Source organism: Carboxylicivirga agarovorans (assembly GCF_050589845.1).
GTDB classification, from domain to species: Bacteria; Bacteroidota; Bacteroidia; order Bacteroidales; family Marinilabiliaceae; genus Carboxylicivirga; species Carboxylicivirga agarovorans.
The window spans coordinates 130,045-151,966 of sequence record NZ_JBNGPA010000008.1 but is presented as its reverse complement, the minus strand read 5'-3'; the positions used below and the strand labels follow the sequence as shown (position 1 = coordinate 151,966).

Here is a 21,922-nt window from a genome sequence, read left to right as displayed (position 1 = left end):
TTATCTTTTTTGATGACAACAAGTAGGGTTTGATTCGTAATCTGGTGTTTATTTACTGAAGTGGAAGATGAATTTTCAGATACCTTCAAAAATTGCTACAATAAACCAGGATTATGAAAAAAAATACAGGATTATATGCTTCTCTATTACTTGCTGTTTCCTTACAGTTTTGCATAGTTTCAATATCTGCGCAAAACGCTTTTCCATCAAAAGAAATGCCACTCAAAGCAATTGATGCGCCTGAATGGGATGATATTTTCAAACGTACATCCGGTTCAGGGTGGTATTCGGGCGATGGTATTTTTATGGTTCCATTTAGTGGTGATGATCGTCAGGGGCAGAAACAAAGCACTAAAACCTTGATTCTTTTTAGTGACTCACATACCTGCGAAAATATGGATGCCAATACCTATGTGGTATCTGGCGATAAAATGATGAATCATGCCATTGGTGTTCTGAGTCCATTACAAGACCTTGATCAGCAACAATTTACAGATGTGGAGTATCATTGGGGAGAGGATGATGGAAAGCGCATTACCGGAGACAGAAATATTTTTATCGAGCATGCCTGGGCCATGGATGGTCTTTATCAGGACGGTAAGATCCATATGTTTATGACTGTTGAAGTCAATAAAGCAGGAGTGTCTGGTGTAAACATGGTACATATTCCAATTGTGGATAATGATATTGATTTGACCAACTCCGCTAATATGATGGAAACAACACCATTCTTTTGTGCTGATGGAGATAATAATACACGCCTGGGCTCAGCGCTGATGGACAATTCCATAGCAGGAGGAGCCCATACACCTGATGGTTATATTTATGTGTATGGTGCGCGAAAGGTTAAAACAAAAAGAGGGGCTGTTGTATCCAGGGTAGCAAAAGCGGATTTCACAGATTTTTCGAAATATGAATTCTGGAATGGAAGTCAATGGACCACTGACTTTATGGATCTGGATAGTGATGATGCCGAGATCTTTCCAATAGTGTCGAGTGATCGATACAGTGTTACTCCAATCAGAACCGGACCTTTTTCCGGTAAATATATGGCTATCTATTCCAGGAAATTATCGCAGCCTGTAGTGGAGTATAAAATAGCGGATTCACCCGTTGGTCCATGGAGTGATGGTGTCCCTGTATGGGGAATTGTTGATGAAATGGATGAGTTGGGACCTAATATCCCAAACTTTTATGGTGCCAAAGCTCACCAGCACTTGTCTGATCCGGGTGAATTATTGATTTCTTACTGCGTTAATTGCTATCAGCCCAATGTAAAAGATCACAATAAAAACCGTGGGCGTTTTTTTAGAATTGATTTGAATGAGTTGGCTACCAGTGCACCACAGTTTATCGTTTCTCATACCTATGAAAAAACCAATGCTTCCGGTTTTAACGGAAGTACTTATAAGCATACTAAAGCTTTTAATGTGAATGCCAGGGATGAATCTAAATGGCAGGATGTCACCTCAGGTGATAAATGGATATCCATCGATTTAGGTCAGGAGTATTACATTGACAGATGGCAAATGTTAAATGAGGGACAACTCAGTGGCAATAGTCATTTAAATACCAGAGATTTCAAGTTGCAGGTCAATGATAGTGACAATGATGATAATGGTTGGAAAGATGTTGATATAGTATTTGACAATACCGCTGATATATATGATGCTCCTGTCAAAGAAACAAAAGGGAGGTATTGGAGAGTTTATATTACAACACCTAGCCAGGATGGTAGTGATGTGGCAAATGTGTTAAACATCAACTTGTTTGGACGAACAAATGCTAAGCCGGTAGATGCGACCATAACTGATAAACCGATAAATGAAGACTCAGCGATTGTTTACCCAACACTTGTTAAAGATGTTATTCACATTGTTGACCCTAAAACTGAAAATAATATTAAAGTATATTCTGTTTCAGGGGGCCTCTGTGTAAGTGAAATTACCAGTGCAAGCAGTATCAATCTTTCGACACTACCACCAGGTAGTTATATTCTTTGTGTTAACAATGTTTCAACAAGGATAGTTAAAGAATAATTCTTCTTAAAAAGTAATCCCCGTAAAAAAGTCTTCAGGTTTTATCCATCCGTGGAGTTTAATTGATAGTTAAATTAAATCGATAAATATGAAAAAAGTTTGTATTTCAGTGGTCCTGGTACTTCTCGTTATCTGTCCTTTATTTGCCCAAAAACAGCCTAATATTGTTTACATTTTTGTTGATGATCTCGGTTATGGAGATGTTCAGGCGAATTATCCCAAAGGAAAAATTCCAACACCAAATATTGATCAATTGGCTCTTGAAGGTATCCGTTTTACAGACGCCCATTCAGGAGCTTCGGTTTGCAGTCCTTCAAGATATGGTTTACTAACCGGGCGACAGTTTGCACGTGAAGACTGGGATGGTAAAATAGGTTCAGCTAACAATGCCTGTATGATTGAACCGCAACAGGTAACAGTAGCTGAATATTTGAAAGAGAAAGGTTATCATACCGCTTGTATTGGTAAATGGCATTTGGGGCAAGCATGGTATAGTGCACCTGATCAAAAGCATCCGTTGGGAAATAAAACAGATTATACTGTTCCTACAAGCGATGGTCCCAATGACCAGGGCTTTGATTATTTCTTTGGTTTGCATGGTGCTTCCACATCATCGCCATACACCTATATGCGCAATAGATTGGTGACGGTTATTCCGACAGAAAAAGGACGTAAAGGCAAGCCGGCTGCTCCAGGCTGGGATTTTTCTGCCATTTTAGCTACTGTCACCGATGAAGCTTTGCAATACATTGATCAACGCGCTGAAGATGAAGACACACCTTTCTTCTTATATTTTCCTTTAACCTCTGTACATACGCCCATCTTTCCGGGTAAAGACTGGCAAGGCAAAAGTGAAGTTGGTTGGTATGGTGACTTTGTGATGGAAACTGACTGGGTTGTAGGAGAAGTATTAAAAAGATTGAAAAAGCATGGTATTGATGATAATACAGTGGTCATATTCTCAAGCGACAATGGCTCGCATGGACGATCTAATCCTACGCACATTAAACCTCATAATGTGGGTAGTGCTCAATCGCATTATGGTCATGATATGAATGGTGCCTGGCGAGGAGTAAAAGGAGATATGTATGAAGGAGGTCACCGTATACCTATGATTATTAAGTGGCCGGAAATAGTCAAACCTGCTTCTGTTAATCATGAATTGGTGATGGTTGAGGATTTTTATGCAACACTTGCCGACTACTTTAATGATTCTTTGAATGAATATGTTGCTGAAGATAGCTATAGCATCCTGCCATATCTGAAAGGAGAAACGCCGGGAAAACCAATTCGAAGCTATGCTGTTCTTAATACCTTTTTCGGGTATGATTTTATCAGGTGTGGTGATTGGGTATATGCACCTTTTGAAGGAAGTGGTGGACCATATAGCCAGCTGGGAAAAGGAGGTAAGAAATCTAAAATAGCTCAAGAAGCCCATGCTCGGGGACAACTATACAATTTAAAAACTGATCCTAAGCAGGAGAATAACTTGTGGGAGGAAAATCACGAGAAAGTTAAAGAACTTTCAGCGATGTTGCGATTACACCTTGAACAGGGGCATAGCATCGGTATCAGGAGATCAGACGGAGCTGATCACTAAAATTCACATTCGGTATTATTATTAGAAAGCGCAAACAGTGAGGGTGTTCGTTGATGAGCATCCTCTTTTTCGTATGCCTGGTAGGGTTAAAGTATCAATACGTTGTTATATGAATGAGGAACTGTTAATTGATTCACCTTTCAACGGTGTACACCTCAAGAAAAAAAAACTTAAGCATAAATAACTAAAGCTAAATGAAAACAATCTTAACAATTTCGCTCATTACATTGATGGTGTTCTTCACTAAGGGGCAGGACAAACACTTATTCCTGCTTAGCGGTCAGTCAAACATGGGTAATCTGGATCCTTCCACCTCTTTTAAACCAATCATTAGGGCAGCTTTTCCCGATGATGAAGTATTCTTTGTGAAATGGGCAAAAGGGGGTAACTCTATCCGTAACTGGATTGATAAGGATGAAAACGGAGAACTTAAAACGCACCGCCATTTTATCACACTCAATAAATTGGCTAAAGAGGAGTTAACGAAAAACAAAGTCGACAAAAAAGAGTTAACAACGGTGACATTCCTTTGGATGCAAGGTGAAGCCGACCATGATACCACTAAAGTGAAGTCGGTGAACAGTACTGCTAATTATAAAATTTACCTGGAGGCTTTAATTGCGGCTTTAGAAAAGGAATATGCACCAGTAAGCTTTAATGTTGTCATTGGTCGGCTTAATGATGCACGACTAAAACCTGGTACTGATGAGTGGCGGGTAAAAAACTGGTCTGCCATTCGAAAAATTCAGGAAGAAGTTGCTTCGAAGCACAAAAGTGGTGCATGGATTGATACCGATGATATGAATGATGAAATGGCTCTGAAGAGAGGAGCCAATGGAAAAGTTGCTGTAGATGAACAAGGTAATAAATTGTACGAGTATCAGCCTGGTTTAATTGGTTATGATGTACATGGCAGTGACCTCGGATATAAAAAAATGGGAATACGCTTTGCCACAGAGGCCATTGCGTTAATTAGTGGTCAGCGCCCTGTAATTGATGAAGCCGCATTTGTTATTCGTTGCAAAGATGGTTTGGATAACTACAAAGGGAAGTATATAACCCCGTTAATTGATCCAACATACCAGACGAATAATCCGGAAGGAAGCTGTTCCAGTAAGCCGGTTATGCTTAGTGATATTTTTCCAGCTACTAATTAAATTCAAGACTGTATGCGAATTAAAAGTTTATTACTGATTCTATTGTGTCGCTTCATATGGCTCAACGGTAACGCATCTGACAAAGTAACTACTTCATCAAAACCCAATGTACTCATTATTCATTGTGATCAGCTAAGTAAATGGCCTTTATCTTGTTATGCGGATAAACTAACCGGCTATAAAGATTTGGATGCGCCACCGTCATCAACACCAAACATTGATAAGCTGGCTGATAATGGTGTCATGATGCACAATTTCTTTTGTAATAGTGGAGTCTGCACGCCATCAAGGGCGAGCCTGCAAACAGGGCGTTACCCTGATGCTACCGGGGCATATGAAAATGAGATCCCCATGAACCTGAATGAACGAACATTAGCAGATGCTTTTAATGATGAAGGGTATACATCGGCTTACATTGGAAAATGGCATTTGTTTGGCAATGGCAACAAGAAAAATCCTATTGCTGCAGGCTGGAGCCATCCTCCTTTTCAAAGTAAGGAACCTGATGTACCTTATGTAAGGTTTGGTTACAACGATATGACGTATCGTTACAATGCCTCACATTTTAAATACCTGGATTTTATAGATCGATCAGGGCCCCCATACGAAGATTACGATTTGGTTGGTCAGAATGATAATACCTATCCGACAAATGTGTTTGCCGATAAGGCCATTGATTTTATAAAAGATCAGGGTAATAATCCTTACTTCCTGATGTTGAGCATTCCAGATCCTCACGGACCTGATAAGTTACGTGAGGATTATAGTGGCAGAAATACCGAAGAGGCACAGTACGTTCCGCCAACAGTAACCGATGATGCTTTGTCAAAAGTGAAACGAAAAAGGAAGAAATACTGCAACATGGTTAGCCTGATCGATGATAAAGTAGGTGACATCATTGATGCTGTTAACGAAACCAACCCCAATACCATCATTATCTTTACCTCTGATCATGGTGACTATATGGGTGAATACGGTGAGTTTGGTAAGAACTTAATGTACAGTTCAGCCAATAACATCCCGTTTCTGATACAATGGCCAGGTCATATTCCAGCAGGTGTTGAGATCGAAGAAGTAGCTAGTAATGTTGATATCTTTCCAACACTAATGGGATTGATTAAAGGTGATATGCGAGCAAGCAATCCGATACATGGCGATGACTTCTCGCACATTTTACTTGGTGAACAGGGACAATGGAAAGATGAAGCCATTATATACCATAGCTCACAACAGTTTGCCGGAATCGTTAATCGCGAGTATTATTTATGGGTTTCAAATAATGATGATTCAGCAATTGCTGATAAATGGTACATGGAACGGAATGCCCTGTTTGTGCGCGATGGAAGTTGGGAGAAAAAAGAGACAAACCTGTTTAATAGTCCGGAATATCAGGCGTTGAAAGAAACATTAATAAATAGAATTAACTACTTTAATAAAAGAGATGATGCTGGTGCTTCAAAATGGCTTCTTAAGCAGTATGGCGAACCAACTGTTCCTACCAGGATTGAAAACAGCGAAGTAAGAGCCGGCGATTCAAGTGTGATTTCAATGGAACAGAATATTCCTAATCCGGCAACAGCATCAACAATTATAAATTACTCTCTATACAAAGAAGGTCAGGTTCAGCTCTTGCTTTTAAATATATTGAATCAGGAAGTTGAATTACTGGTCAACGAATATCAATCAATAGGTAACTATTCAGTTGAAGTTAACTGCAATAAAATTAATAATGGAATTTATTTATACACTTTGCTGCAGGGGCAAAATAGGATTAGTAAAAAAATGCTGGTTGTAAGATGATAAGTATTATGTATCTTTAACTGAATATGAAATCATAAGTTGATCATCACTAAAAAGAAAAGTCCATGTTTGAAATAATGAAATTTAAATCAATAAAAAATAGTATTATTCCGCTGGCAATGATTCTATTGTTACTGTCTTCTTGTGGGCATAAAAAAGAATCGACCCAAAGTCAAGCTCGTCCAAATATCATTTTTATGATGTCTGACGATCATGCTTATCAGGCGATAAGCGCCTATTCAGATAAGTTGATCCAAACGCCCGGTATTGATCGTCTGGCCAATGAAGGCATGCTTTTTTCCAATGCCTGCGTGACAAATTCAATCTGTGCACCATCAAGAGCTGTAATTTTAACAGGTAAACATAGCCACATAAATGGTAAAGTCGATAACTATTTTCCTTTTGATACAACGCAGGTGACTTTTCCACAGCTATTACAAAAGGCCGGTTACCAGACAGCCATGTTTGGTAAATTGCATTTTGGTAATAATCCTAAAGGCTTTGATGAATTCAAAATTTTGCCCGGACAAGGAACCTACTATAATCCTGATTTTATAACCAAATCAGAGGGAAATATCAGAGTGGAAGGATATGTTACGGACATCATTACAGACATGGCCTTAAACTGGTTGGAGAATGAGAGAGAAAAAGAGGAGCCATTCTTGCTAATGTATCTGCATAAGGCACCACATCGTGAATGGTTACCAGCTGAACGCCATTATAAAACTTTCACGCAAAAAACATTTCCTGAACCTGAAACACTATTTGATAATTACACAGGCCGGGGCACCGCTGCTAAAACTGCCGAAATGAATGTATTGACCCATATGAATTGGGCAGGCGATTCTAAAATTTATCCTGCACTAATGGATGAACTGGGGATACCTGAAACATGTAACTGGGATAAATCGGCTTTCGAACGAGAAGTCGGCAGGCAAAATGCTGCGCAAAGAGCTGCCTGGGATAAAGTTTATGGTCCTATTAACGATGAGTTTAAGAAGAATTATCGTAACATGAGTGAGAAGGAGTTGATGCAATGGCGCTATCAGCGTTACATGCAGGATTATCTTGGTACCATCGCTTCGGTTGATGAAGGTGTAAGTAAAGTACTACAATATCTCGATGATAATGACCTGACTGACAATACGATTGTGGTCTACACTTCCGATCAGGGCTTTTACCTGGGAGAGCATGGTTGGTTTGATAAACGTTTTATTTATGATCAGTCTTTTAAAACTCCCCTTTTGGTGCGTTGGCCAAATGTGATAACACCCAACACGACCAATACCCAGATGGTACAAAACCTCGATTTTGCCCAAACATTCCTTGAGGCAGCTGGCATTGATCAGCCGGCCGACATGCAGGGCGAAAGTCTTTTACCTTTATTTAAAGGAGAAATAGAAGGATTTAGAGACGCTGCCTATTACCATTACTACGAATATCCATCGGTTCACATGGTAAAAAGACATTATGGTGTTGTAACAGAAGATTATAAACTAATTCATTTCTATTACGATGTTGATGAATGGGAGTTATACGACCGTAAAAAAGATATCAATGAAATGACGAATGTCTATAATGATCCTGAATACGCCGAAGTGGTAAAAGACCTAAAAAAGAAACTGACAGAGTTAAGAATTAAATACAAGGATTCGTCAGAACTGGATAGCCTTTACCTCAATGATTTTTTAAAAAATACACAAGCAAGTCATTAAAAGAACAAATCGGATTTAATAAAACTACATCTTAATAAGTAATGGGTGCATCGGGCTTTTTTAGTTGATGCACCCATTTTTTATGAATTATTAAGTGAGGATAGACTAATGTGAAAAAAAACTAAAAAAATGATAAAAGTGAAGTAGGGTTGAGTAATAAACCTGGTGTTTTAGATGTGTATGCATAATTCCTCTCAATGAGAAAACGAATGAAGGAAGGCTTATTGCATAAACTTTTAGCTAAGTAATAAACATTTTAAAAATCCATGTTATGAAATTTAGATCTCTACTATGTAAAAAATCAATCTTCACATTGTTCTTAAGTGCATTAGTATGCAGTTCTGCAATTAGTCAGGAATTAATAACAAATGGCAATTTTGAAAGCTATACAGCTGTCACTATGACCGATCCACCAAGTGAATTTTCGGTTAATTTCAACGGATGGACAAGTGACATAACCAATAATAACAGAAATAATACAAGGGACTTGCGTTATGCCGACGGCGAAGGAATTAATGGTTCAATAGCCGCAATGATTCTGTCCGCAAAAAATAATACAAAAGGCAAGCTTATTCAGGAAGTAAGTGGAATTGACAGTACAAAAACCTACTTATTCTCTGTCTATGTTAAGGCAGCTTCAACAAGCACCATTGGCCAACCATTCAAACTTGTTACGAATGCCGTTTTAGATGGGAGTCATAATGGAAGTAAAACAGTAAATGCAATTGCTGCTGAGGAATACGTTAAATATGGAATACCTGTTATCATTAATTCAAAATATGACGGAATTAAAACTCAGATTCAATGTAATCCTGACGTTGATATTAACACGAGATTTTACATCGATAATGCCAGTTTAACGGAGGTCTCAAATTTCATAAATCTTGATTTTGAAGAAGGTATTCACTACGTGTGGAAGAGTGTGGTTGAGGGAACTGCTACTATTGATAACGAAGCAATTGAAATAAATGGAGGTACGAATGCTGCAAATTTAACCTTGGCAACAGCCACAGATACGGCAACTATTTCAAATGATATAAGAGTTCCGATTACTTTAGGTAAACAATACGCTATTTCTGCCATGGCTAAAGTACTTGCCGATAACGGCAATGCCGATAGTCTTAAAATTGTAGCAAAAATGTATGATGACAATCATGATGTGGTTAGACTGGTTAATACCCGCTTTGATGTAACTAATACATACAAGAGTTATACAAACACTGTGGTAGTGGAAGCAACAGAAAAGTATATGGCCATTGAAATTGAAGTATGGAATCAGGCAGGTAGTTACATAATTGATGATGTATCCGTTACAGAAAGCATTGCTAATTCAACCAATGATATTTTGGTCAATGATATTAAAGTCTACCCAAATCCGGCTAATGATTACATCAATATTCAAAGCCTGAACGGTGAAACGCTTGACGTAAAAATATATGATATTACGGGTAAATTTGCCATGCAGCAAAGAATGGTGCGCGCAGGCGAACGTATAGATATTCAGTCATTAAGTAAAGGTATCTATGTTATTGAAGCGAGATCTGCTAATCATACAAGTATATCCAAATTCGTTAAAAAATAAATTGATTCTTAAGTGACTTTCAGGTTCTTTGGCCGGAACCTGATCTTAATACGGAATTGCTGTAACATTAGCCACTGCCAGGATTGGAGGGCTGTGTTGCAGTGATACTAAAAGTTAACTGCCCAAGAATAATGATAAAGGTAAAAGACAAAATGCAAGACAAGAGAAAAAAACTACTTAGAATAAGTAGGTTCAAAGTTTGTTTGTTGGCGATTATTGCTTCTGTGGCAATAGTACCTGACAGTTATGCAAACTGGAGTTTATCCGGCTTATTTCAACAGCAAAGTGTCAAAACAGTAAGTGGAGTTGTTAGTGATACAAAAGGTGAACCATTACCTGGCGTTACCATCATGGTAAAGGGTACCCAGATAGGTAACATTACCGATATTAATGGGGCTTTTAATGTTAATATGCCAGAGGGAAATACAACACTTGTTTTTTCTTTTATCGGTATGAAAAAGAAAGAAGTGGAAGTTGGTAACCAAACACACATCAATGTGGTGTTGGAAGATGACGCCATTGGTTTAGATGAAGTGATAGCTGTAGGTTATGGATCACAGCGTAAATCAGATTTAACCGGTGCTGTTGCCCGCATTGATCAGGGACTGTTCGAAAACTCAGTTAAAACAAATGTGGCTGAAGGACTTCAGGGATTAGCTGCAGGTGTACATGTTACCCAGGCTTCAGCGCAACCGGGTGGAGGAATGAATATTCGAATTCGTGGTATTTCCTCTATTAATGCCAGTTCACAGCCTTTATTTGTTATTGATGGAGTACCTATTGATAATACCGGCGAAAATACCGAGGAAGGAGACGGACCTACGGTTAATCCAATAGCTAATATAAATCCTGATGATATTGAGTCGATAGATATCTTAAAGGATGCATCTGCGACAGCAATTTATGGTGCTCGTGGATCAAATGGGGTAGTTATTGTTACCACTAAAAGAGGAAAAGAAGGTAAGCCTCGTGTTTCTGTTAATGTTTCTTCCGGCATACAAACTGTCGCAAATAAAATGGATGTACTCGATGCACAAGAGTATTTGCAAATGAAAAACCTTGCAAAATACAATGATAATGATCGTGATAGTGCTTTGGTAATCGAAAATGGAGGGTTCTACTCTGAAGGTTATATCGATTCTGCTAAGACTGTTAATTGGCAGGATGAAATTTTCCGAACGAGCACATTTCATAATGCGCAAGCTTCCTTGTCTGGTGGTTCAAATGGAACCAGTTATTTTATGTCATTAGGGCACACACTAAATAATGGTGTGATTGAAAATTCTAAATTTGAGCGTACTTCATTGCGTGTTAACCTATCGAAGAAGATTAATGATAAACTGGAGATAGGGGAGAACTTAAGTTTTAGCTATGTGGAGTCGGATGTCATTCGAACAGAATCGGATAACCAGAGTGGTCCGGCCGCGAGTGTTATTTTTTCTGCCTTACGCTATTCACCGGTTATGGGTGATTCATTTGATCCTAACGGTAATTTCGTAGGCGATGAAGATAATGCCAACCTGGATAATCCTTTGGCACTGATAAATGATGTTACCAATACACTTGAAAAGCAACGCTTAAATGGGAATGTTTACCTGAAGTATAACCCTTGGAAAAGGTTGACTTTTAAAACGCTTTTGGGATATGATTTTTCAAATAATACTGGTAATCTCTATTCGCCACGTTCAACCCGCAAGGGACGTGAGATGAACGGTATTGCTAAAGTCAGTATTAAAAATAATAAGCGTTTTACCAGTACGACCTCATTGCAATACAATCCTAATTTAGGAAAGAACAATAAGTTGAGTATACTTGGGGTTTACGAATTAAATAAGAACGATTACAGATCGTACTTTATGGAAGCAACAGGGTTCCCAACCGATGCGTTGCGTGAGAACAAACTTCAGTCTGCCGAGAATCCTGGCGCACCACGTAATAATCGTTATGAAACAGTCTTGATCTCATACTTATCACGCTTAAATTATTCGTATAAGGGGAAATACCTGTTAACAGCATCAGGGCGTTATGATGGCTCATCACAATTGTCGCCTGAGAACCGTTGGGCCTTTTTCCCCTCAGCTTCTGTAGCATGGCGTATCTCGCAGGAAAACTTCCTTAAGAACTCAGATTTTATTTCCAACCTGAAGCTTCGCCTAAGTTATGGGGTGGCAGGTAACCAGGCTATTCCATCCTATTCGACCTTTACAACTTATAACTCAAATTATTATGTGTTTGGTGAAGATGGAGGGAGTAGTTCTGTTGGTTTTGCTCAAACAACACTGCACAATGAAGATTTAAAATGGGAGATTAAGAAGCAGTTCAACGTAGGGTTCGATTTCGCTCTGATTCAGGGGGGACGACTTTCAGGTACCGTTGAATACTATAACGACCGTACAGATGACTTGCTATTCTTAAAGAACGTAGCTTTGAGCTCAGGTTTTAGAAACAGTTGGGTTAATCTAGGTGCAATTGAAAATAGTGGATGGGAATTCTCAGTGAATTCATATACTATCGATAATGCTAATTTTAAGTGGCGAACAAATATAAATATGGCATTGCCACGGAATAAAGTCCTTGACCTGGGTGGAGATGATAATGTTCGTGTTGGCCTGTCTACTACCAGTATTAATAATTCCCAATTATTGCAGGTAGGTCAGCCACTTGGACAATTCTGGGGATATATTATAGATGGAATTGCCAAACCGGAAGTGTTAGATCCTGAAACCGGTGAGGTAATTCGTCCGGCTGATGATGTGTCATTAACCTATAGTGGGAAAAATTTTGGTGACTATTTGCGTCGTGATATCAGTGGTCCAAATGGAGAACCTGACGGGGTAATCGATGAGTACGATAAAGTGATTATAGGTAATGCATTCCCTGAATTCTATGGGAGTATCTCAAACACATTTACTTATAAAAACATTGAATTATCATTCTTATTCACCGGAACCTATGGTAATGACATCTTCAATGCCAATAAGGTTAAAATGGAGTGGTCAAAGATGTCAGGTAACCAATATGCAACGGTATTAGAAGCTTATGATCCGGATACGAATCCCGATGGTGAGATTCGGATGGTTCGCAATTCATCTCATGGTCCGCGGGGGGAAGATGCCGATACACGCTTAATTGAAGATGGTTCATATTTACGACTGGATAATGTGGTATTAAGCTGGCGCATGCCATGGTTATCAAAAGCCAAAATACACAATGCAGTCATTTCGTTTACAGCCACTAACCTGGTTACCTTCACCAATTATTCGGGTTACGATCCCGAAGTAGATGCACGCTCATCAGGAGCCTTATCATTTGGTCATGACCAGTTTGGATATCCAAGAAACAGATCATACTTATTAGGACTAAAATTTGACTTGTAATCGTTTGAATGACAATGTTATGAATAAATTAAAGAATACAATAATAGCGATTGCCTGCAGTGTAGCTTTCGTTGGGTGTCATAACCTCTTGGATGTAGAACCATATTCGGTTCTCACCGATGACAACTACTTTCAGGATATTAATGATGTAAAGTCTGCAACGACGGGGGTATATGATGTTTTATCTGATAAAAGCTCAGGATTATACTGGGGAGAGTTGATTATATTTGATATGCTGGCCACAGATGAGGCTTATACTGAACGTCAAAACGAACGTGAAATTTCCGAGTTTCTGTATAATCCTTCCACAAAGTATGTCGAAAAACCGTGGCAAGGTTCTTATAAATTGATCAACCGCGCAAATAAGTTTATTGAGAAAGTTGAAGCTATGGATTCAACCATGGTCGATCAGGATGAAAAGAGAAAGTATTTAGGACAAGTTCGTTTTTTGCGTGCTCTTAATTACTTCAACCTGGTGCGTCATTATAATGAAGTGCCTTTGCGTTTACATTCAGCAACAGGAGTGGATGATACGCATGTGCCCGTTTCTCAACCAGAGGATGTATACAAAGTAATTATCGCCGATCTGGATTCAGCCATCGGTGCGTTACCAAATCATTATGGAAGTGGCGACCTTGGACGTGCCGATAAGGCAGCTGCCATAGCGCTAAAATCGAAAGTATATCTTACTATTGCGGGCTATCCGTTATTCGGAGGGGAAACAGGACAAACCGAAGCCTATACCATGGCCCGGGATTTAGCACGTGAACTAATTGATAATCAGGCTGAATATGAATTGGGCTTATGGGACTACTATGGTGATGAATTTGAAACAATGAATGACAATGGTAAAGAGGATATATTTTGTGTGCAGTTTAGCTCGTCCGTAGGACTGGCACCCGCATTTGAAGGGGCTAATATTCACAAAGAAACCTTTAAATCTACAACAAAAAACGGGATCAAATATGATGGAAAACATACGGTCAGACCATCTACCTATTTGAAAAATACCATTACGAAAAACGATGCACGTGGTAACTTGATTAGCAATGTGTTTTATATCAACGGTAAAAAATATACCAATAAAGAGAGCAGTAAAAAACCTAATATGCAGATGTTCCATAAATGGATCGATCAGGAAATACTCGACGGAGCTTTAAATGCACAGGTGAGTGACCAGGATTGGAAAGTATTTCGTTTAGCCGAAATGTACCTGATTGCTGCAGAGGCAGAAAATGAGTTAAACGGACCTACGGCAGATGCTTATGCATGGATTAATACAATTCGTGAAAGAGCCAGAAATGATAGTGATGGCAACCCGGTTGAAGGAGCAGTACCGGATCTGGAAGGTCTGGATCAGGAGAGCTTTAGAAAAGCTGTTCTAAATGAACGTATGATTGAATTACATGCTGAAGCCAAACGCTGGTTTGACTTGGTTAGGACTCAAACATTTGAAGAACAGATAGCTGCGGCTCAGCAGGCGCGTGAATTTGAATTCCCCAACCAGGTACCGGAGGGTTATATTTTACCTATCCCTTACGAAGAGTATGTTTCTAACGATTCTATTGACTATGTGCAATAGTAATCCGGGAATTAAGCAGTAGTATTTAAAAGTGTCAGATAGTTGTTCTTAATTGTATTTAAGAAGAGTGAAACGCGTCGGTTGATATAATTCAATCGGCGCTTTTTTATACTTCTAATAGCAGTGTTTTCCTTAAAGGAAGATCAAATGGTATGAGTATTGCAGGAGAGTATGTTTATTGCTGTATTTCTTATTGAAATTCAGTTTAAAATCATATTTTTACGCATATCTAAAAAACAGTATTGGGTGAATAATCAGCTAACAGACGGACAACTATTAGAGGGTATAAAACGAGATGATTCGGAATCTTTTGAACTTTTATTCAGAAGGTACTTCAATCGCTTGAAAGCTTTTACATTGAGTTTTGTAAAAGACGACATGTTGGCAAAAGATATTGTGCAGGAAGTATTTATTAAAATATGGGAGAAACGGGCAACGATTAAAGATATTTCACTGGAAGTGTTTCTGTTTAAAATGGTTCGTAATCAGTGTCTTAATTATTTACGCCATGTTAAAGTTGTAGAAAACAGGGCTGGAAACCTTAAAGATGCGACGCAAATGGAGGAACTCTATCGCATCGATATTATAAGGGATGAGCCTTACCTGTTGATTGAGAAAGAACTGGAACAGGAAATTGTCGACGTCATGAACGAGTTGCCTGAGAAATGTAAAGAAGTTTTCCAACTGAGCCGGATTGATGGATTGATGAATGCGGAGATAGCCGAGAAGCTCGATGTGTCTGTTAAGAATGTTGAGAAGCACATGACAAAAGCCTTAAAACACTTTAGGGAACATTTTAATGATCGTTTGCCTGTTCAGGTAATCATACTTGTGTTACTAAACTATTACGACAAATTGTAACAAGCTGAATTAGCCTGTTGTGCAGCATTCTGACAGGGGAAGAAATTCCTTTCCGTTTTTATAGGGCTATCACTCTCTGAATTTGTATATTCGAAATATAATACCGGCATGGTCAATTAAAATAACCTTGATGGTAGGGTTGTAACCATGAAACGGTGTTTAATAGTTAGAAAGGATATTAAAATGTCAGAAGTAGAAGAATATTCACTATTAATCAATAAATACCTCCAGGGAAACCTGACACCGGGCGAAGTTGCCAGGCTGAAGGATTGGCTGGAGGAAGACATTTCTCACGCTAAAATCTTAGAAGAAGCCAAACTAAACTGGCTCCCTGAAGCTGGTGCTGATGAGGAGCTTGAAAGTGCAACACGTGAAATGCGTTATAAAGTCAGATTAAGTCAATCCCTGGAAAATGGCTTCTCTAAGGCGGAAAAAGGCAGAAGGAAATTGTACATTCAGTTTTTGAGAATCGCCGCGGTATTCCTTGCTGGTATTTTAATGACCCAGATTCTTAACATGACATTGTTTTCCGCTGATACTGGTGAGGCAACGTACTGTACAGTCGATGCTGACCGGGGACAAAAGTCAAAGTTGACCTTACCGGATGGAACAAAAGTATGGTTAAACTCCGAATCGAAAATACAGTTTACAACAGAGGGCTTTCTGACCAATCGACAGGTAAAATTAAGCGGTGAAGCATATTTTGATGTTCAGCACAATGACAAAAGACCATTTGTTGTTATCACAAAGGATTATAATGTTGAAGTACTGGGTACTGAGTTTAATGTAAAAGCATATGAGGATCTGGAGCGTACAGAAACAATCCTCGTAAAGGGAAAGGTAAGAATTAAGAAAGGCGAAAAAGAATTCACCCTTAATCCAGGACAAAAGGCGACATTTGAAGCAAATCGTCTATCAATAAAAGAGACAGATACTAAAACGGCAAGTAGCTGGAAGAGAAATGAACTTCGTTATGAAGGTGTGTCTTTTAAGGAGTTGGTATTCAGTTTGGAGAGATGGTTTGATGTGCAAATTACAATTACAGATCCAAGACTGTACGAAGTGAAATATTCAGGCGTATTTAAAAATGATGAATCAATAGAGGAGGTACTGGAAGCATTAAAGTATACTACATCTATTAATTTCCAGGTTAAAGGTTTACGTCAGTATGAAATAACTTTTGATGAGTAAGGGATAAAAAAAGTGGCGGATAATTAGTATGTAGACGTTATTGATTGAAGTCGAAAAACACATGAAAAGAGGACTAAAAAGTTATGTTTGGATAACAATGCTATTGTTGCTGTGGACTTCAAAGGCCTATGCTCAAAGTAATACATTGGACCTGGACCTAATTGATGTCAGCTTAAAGGAGTTTTTTCTTGAAGTAGAAAAGCAAAGTGAATTCTCTATTTTTTATAAGGAAAACACGATTGATCCGGAGGTAAAAGTTACAGCTTCATATCAAAATGCAGGTATCCGTCGTATATTAAACGAGGTATTAAAAAAACATCAATTGCAATATCAGATTCGTAATCGCCTGATAGTAATTACGCCGATCCATTCTAACTCCAATGGAAAAAAGAAGGTCTTACGGGTGACTGGTTCTGTTTCTGATGAAGAAGGTCAACCAATTCCGGGTGTTAATATTCTTCTTAAAGGAACCGACAGGGGAACCATATCAAACCTGAATGGTCAGTTTGCCCTTGCCATTGATCATTACAAACAAGAATTGGAGTTTTCTTTTATCGGCTTTGAGAGTCGCCATATAAAGCTGAAAGGCCGGAAATCAATACAAGTCGTCCTTAAGGAGGCAACGGTAGGTATAGATGAGGTAGTGGCTATCGGTTATGGAGTCGTTAAAAAGAGCGATTTAACAGGCTCTGTTTCATCAATAAAATCAGCGCAGATACAAGAAATGCCTTTTTCATCAATCGATCAGGGATTAGTTGGACAAGCAGCCGGTGTTAATGTAACACAAGCTTCCGGAATGCCGGGATCTGTTGCCGGAATCCGCATAAGGGGAATAAGCTCTTTGGAAGGAGGTAATGAACCTTTATTTGTCATTGATGGATTTCCAATATACAGTGGCACTGGATATGGCAATACCGGAGGAAATATTAAGCTTAGTGGATTGTCATTTTTTAATACTTCTGATATAGAGTCCATAGAAATTTTGAAAGATGCATCGGCAACAGCAATTTATGGAGCCAGGGCATCCAATGGTGTCGTATTAATAACTACCATGGGAGCAAAAGAAGGTCCTGATAAAGTGGTTTTTGATTCATATTATGGTGTTCAAAGTGTTATTAATACTATTGATTTGATGAACGCCGGACAATATGCTGAACTGGTAAACGAAGTACAGGCTAATGAAGGTCTTCCTCCATATTACAGTGAGGAAGAGATGGATTATTTACGTCAGAATCCTAAAGGAACAGACTGGCAGAACGAGTTATTTCGCATTGCTCCCATTCAAAAGCATCAGATTCGCTTCTCAGGCGGACATCGAAAAACCAAATACCTGGTATCAGGTGATTACTTTCATCAGGAAGGTATTATTATTAACTCAGGCTTTAAGCGCTTGTCGGCACGTATGAACCTGGACAGAAGTATTCGTGATAACCTGCGATTGGGAGCCTTTACTACTATTAGTTATGGTCGGTTTAAAAATGTAAAAACCGATTCTAACATAAGCTCTCGGGGTGTTGTCAATTCTGCATTGAAGATGAATCCTGTTCTTCCTGTATATTCAGATGAGGAGCAAGGTATCTATACTCCTGCCAATTCTCCTGGAATTGATTATCCAAATCCAGTTGCCACAGCTAACGAACAAGAACTGAATAACCAGACCATACGACTGATGGCCAACGCTTTTGGCGAATGGGAAATAATCGATGGATTGAAAGCCAAGTTTTCGTTAGGCACCGATTTATTCATCAATAAATACGATGCCTATACACCATCTTCTATCTATGAAAGTCCCACAGGTTCAGCTTCCATTCGCAATGATATGGGATTTAACTGGCTTAACGAAAATACAGTGACATGGGAGAAAACATACAATGAACAACATCACCTGCTGGCAATGGGCGGAGTCACTTTTCAGGAAAACAGGGAAGAAGGATTTCTGGCTGCTGCAGAAGGGTTTGTTAATGATATTCTTGGAGCGGATAATATAGGAGCAGCCGACACTTACAATCAACCCCAATCGGGTAAAACAACATGGTCATTAATCTCATACCTGGGGCGTTTAAATTACAACTATGGCCACAAATATCTGTTCTCATACAATATGCGTATTGATGGTTCTTCACGCTTTGGCAGTAACAATAAATATGCTGTATTTCCATCAGGTGCTTTCGCCTGGCGTCTAATAGAAGAAGACTTCATTCAGGGCCTCAATGTTTTCTCCAACATTAAGACCCGAATTAGCTATGGATTGACGGGAAATCAGGAGATTGGATTATATAATTCATTACCAACCTTAACGGATAATAACTATCAGTTCGGTGAAACGATTGTTACAGGTTTTTATCCTGATAAAATACCCAATCCTAATCTGAAATGGGAGAAAACAGCTCAACTCAATGTCGGATTGGATTTGGGCTTCCTGAAAAATCGTATGACACTGGTAACTGACTGGTATCATAAGAAAACAAGCGATTTGATTTACAGTAAGGCAATTCCATTGGCAAGTGGTTTTGCAACATCCATCGATAATGTAGGAAGTATACAAAATATAGGATGGGAGTTTGAACTTGGCGCTAATATTATTAACGGACGTTTCAGATGGAGTTCAACACTTAATGTGGCAACCAATAAGAACAAGGTGCTTGAACTGGGGGGCGAAGCTTTTGCCGATGTGGAAACATCATCTGATTTGTTCAAAATAGGAAATGTACACCGTTTGTTCGTTGGTCAGCCGATTGGAGTTTTCTATGGTTACCGCTTTGATGGCATCTTCCAGAATGAACAGGAAGTCGATAATGGAGCACAAGGACCAACCAATTGGGTTGGAGGACAGCGCTACAAAGATATCAGTGGACCCGATGGAGTGCCTGATGGAATCATTGATGCAAGTTATGACCGCACCATTATAGGTGATCCTAATCCAGAGTTTCATGGGGGATTTACCAATAATTTTTTCTTTGAAGGTTTTGAATGTGATGTCTTTTGCCAGTTCTCTTATGGGAATGATATTTTAAACTATAATGCCGTTGAGCTTGGCTTACCCTCAGCGAACAACAATGTGTATGCAGATCTGGTTAATCGATGGACGCCTGATAATCCAAGTAATAAATACCCAAAGGCAACAAAAAACAGAACCGTCTTATTTAATGATTCTCATATTGAAGATGGCTCATATCTAAAAATTAAAAGGATTACGCTTGCCTATAACTTTCCCAAACTACAGGTGAAACGACTCGATAGATTAAGGGTGTATATCACAGGGCACAACTTACTTACATTTACCAGTTACAAAGGATATGATCCGGAGGTGAACTTTAAAGGCGCATCCAACCTTGAATTGGGACAGGATTTTGGTGGGTATCCACATGCCCGCACTGTTATGTTAGGTGTTAAAGTTACTTTAAGATGATGAGGTATTTAAAGAACATATCAGGGGTAGTACACTACTTTCTATTATTGGTTTTAGTGAGTCAATTGTCGTCTTGCTCGTCTTTTCTTGAAGAAACGCCAACAGATCGTTATGTGGTTGGTAATTTCTATAATGACGCGGATGATGCCGAAGCGGCTGTAAATGCCATATACGGTCAACTGTATAAAATCTACAAGAGGCATATGTACCTGATGGCCGATTTGCCAACGGATGATCATAAAAATGGACTGGGTATGCCCAATAGCTATCTGATTAATCTCGAGTATCTGCGACATGGGGCCGAAAATCAGTTTGTACGGGAAATGTGGCAATATAATTACGAAGGTATTATGATGGCTAACGCTGCCGTTATTAATATTCAAGCCATAAAGATGGATGAAAATTTAAAGGATCGTCTGCTTGCCGAAGCTCGCTTTTTAAGAGCTCTTTATTACTTTAATTTGGTGCGCTTTTATGGGGATGTTCCCTTAATTGAAAAACTATTCTCGCTTACCAATATTGAAATTGATCGTACACCCAAAGAAATAGTGTATGATTTTATAGTTGACGATTTACAATTTGCAGAACAAATGCTTCCAATAGAGTATTGGGAGGCAGAACAGGGACGAGTTACCAAAGGAGCTGCAAAAATTCTGATGGCAAAAGTCTACTTGACCCGAAAACAATTTAAGGCTGCAGCTGATAAGCTTTATGAAGTTGTTGAGCACGAAAATGAATACAATTATGGCTTGCACGAAAACTATAAAGCCAACTGGGAAGAAATAAGCGAAAGAGGGAAGGAGTCGGTTTTTTCAATAGAATATGATGAAAATGGGGTTCAGCGAAATAACCAGATGGCTCTTTGTGGTCCTCGTTACTCGATTCACCAGGGAGCTGGTGTTCCCGGTTTGAAGAATGCCAATGAAGCTGATATACCTACAGTAGAATTATTTAACGCATTTAAAGAATCAGATGGACGTAAATATGTCACCTTTAAACTGGAGTATTTAAGTCCGGCCGATGGTGAAGTTTATACATCAAGAATTCCTCTTTTTGGCAAATACTGGGAGGATGGACAAACAGCATTGAACCGTTCGTCTGTCAATATGCATATTTTACGCTATGCAGATGCTTTATTGATGTACGCCGAAGCGCTCAATGAATTAGGTCATACAGAGTTGGCTGTGTCCTGTCTGAACAGAGTGAGGTACCGGGCTTTCAAAGATGAGTCGGAAAACTATACCGGTCTGGATCAGGAGTCCTTTAGGTTGGCGGTATGGAATGAGAGGCGCCTGGAGTTAGCCCTCGAAGGGCACCGATGGTTTGACCTGGTGCGCACCGACCGTTTGGTAGAACGTATGCGGCAACATGGGAGCAATGAAGCGATCCTGGCTGAAGATGATAAAACCGAGATAAGCAGTAACATTAAAGAACACATGGTATTGATGCCGATACCTCAATACGAAAGAAACCTGAATCCGAAATTAGAGCAGAATCCGGGCTATTAAAACCGGTAAAATAACAATTCAGTAATTATCCATATAACCTGCAGTTGATAAAAAGTCAACTTGCATGACAGGGATTGTTATGCCTGATTTTAAAGCTATGA

The 21,922-nt window shown here is 39.1% G+C and carries 12 protein-coding genes; all 12 read left to right on the top strand.

Features of this window, described 5'->3' with window-relative positions; all coding sequences use genetic code 11:
- Positions 1 to 113 precede the first annotated feature (113 nt).
- The 12 genes from ACRD69_RS10885 to ACRD69_RS10830 all read left to right on the top strand — a co-directional run bounded on the left by ACRD69_RS10885 (position 114) and on the right by ACRD69_RS10830 (position 21,821).
- Positions 114 to 2,039 carry a DUF5005 domain-containing protein gene (locus tag ACRD69_RS10885; RefSeq protein WP_430815112.1) on the top strand — a complete coding sequence of 642 codons (1,926 nt, stop codon included), beginning with the start codon at positions 114 to 116 and terminating at the stop codon, positions 2,037 to 2,039.
- Between the two features lie 88 nt (positions 2,040 to 2,127).
- Complete coding sequence (locus tag ACRD69_RS10880; RefSeq protein ID WP_430815111.1) at positions 2,128 to 3,639, top strand: sulfatase family protein; 1,512 nt, start codon at positions 2,128 to 2,130, stop codon at positions 3,637 to 3,639.
- 194 nt (positions 3,640 to 3,833) lie between these two features.
- Positions 3,834 to 4,796: a sialate O-acetylesterase gene (locus tag ACRD69_RS10875; protein WP_430815110.1), complete on the top strand. Its 963-nt coding sequence runs from the start codon at positions 3,834 to 3,836 to the stop codon at positions 4,794 to 4,796.
- A gap of 12 nt (positions 4,797 to 4,808) precedes the next feature.
- Positions 4,809 to 6,596 carry a sulfatase-like hydrolase/transferase gene (locus ACRD69_RS10870; RefSeq protein WP_430815109.1) on the top strand — a complete coding sequence of 596 codons (1,788 nt, stop codon included), beginning with the start codon at positions 4,809 to 4,811 and terminating at the stop codon, positions 6,594 to 6,596.
- A gap of 65 nt (positions 6,597 to 6,661) precedes the next feature.
- Positions 6,662 to 8,311 (top strand): sulfatase family protein, encoded by a 1,650-nt coding sequence (locus ACRD69_RS10865; protein WP_430815108.1) that lies wholly within the window; start codon positions 6,662 to 6,664, stop codon positions 8,309 to 8,311.
- 271 nt (positions 8,312 to 8,582) lie between these two features.
- Complete coding sequence (locus ACRD69_RS10860; protein WP_430815107.1) at positions 8,583 to 9,893, top strand: T9SS type A sorting domain-containing protein; 1,311 nt, start codon at positions 8,583 to 8,585, stop codon at positions 9,891 to 9,893.
- A gap of 206 nt (positions 9,894 to 10,099) precedes the next feature.
- Positions 10,100 to 13,270, top strand: a complete 3,171-nt coding sequence (locus ACRD69_RS10855; protein WP_430815106.1) for a SusC/RagA family TonB-linked outer membrane protein — start codon at positions 10,100 to 10,102, stop codon at positions 13,268 to 13,270.
- 19 nt (positions 13,271 to 13,289) lie between these two features.
- Complete coding sequence (locus ACRD69_RS10850) at positions 13,290 to 14,852, top strand: RagB/SusD family nutrient uptake outer membrane protein (protein WP_430815105.1); 1,563 nt, start codon at positions 13,290 to 13,292, stop codon at positions 14,850 to 14,852.
- 246 nt (positions 14,853 to 15,098) lie between these two features.
- Positions 15,099 to 15,713 carry an RNA polymerase sigma-70 factor gene (locus ACRD69_RS10845; RefSeq protein ID WP_430815104.1) on the top strand — a complete coding sequence of 205 codons (615 nt, stop codon included), beginning with the start codon at positions 15,099 to 15,101 and terminating at the stop codon, positions 15,711 to 15,713.
- Positions 15,714 to 15,896: 183 nt separating this feature from the next.
- A complete protein-coding gene (locus ACRD69_RS10840) occupies positions 15,897 to 16,904 on the top strand; it encodes a FecR family protein (RefSeq protein WP_430815103.1) in 1,008 nt (335 codons plus the stop codon).
- Positions 16,905 to 16,965: 61 nt separating this feature from the next.
- Complete coding sequence (locus ACRD69_RS10835; protein ID WP_430815102.1) at positions 16,966 to 20,313, top strand: TonB-dependent receptor; 3,348 nt, start codon at positions 16,966 to 16,968, stop codon at positions 20,311 to 20,313.
- The gene (locus tag ACRD69_RS10830; protein ID WP_430815101.1) at positions 20,310 to 21,821 is read left to right on the top strand and encodes a RagB/SusD family nutrient uptake outer membrane protein; all 1,512 of its coding nucleotides are present in this window, start codon (positions 20,310 to 20,312) and stop codon (positions 21,819 to 21,821) included. The genes ACRD69_RS10835 and ACRD69_RS10830 overlap by 4 nt, the downstream gene beginning before the upstream one ends.
- Positions 21,822 to 21,922 lie beyond the last annotated feature (101 nt).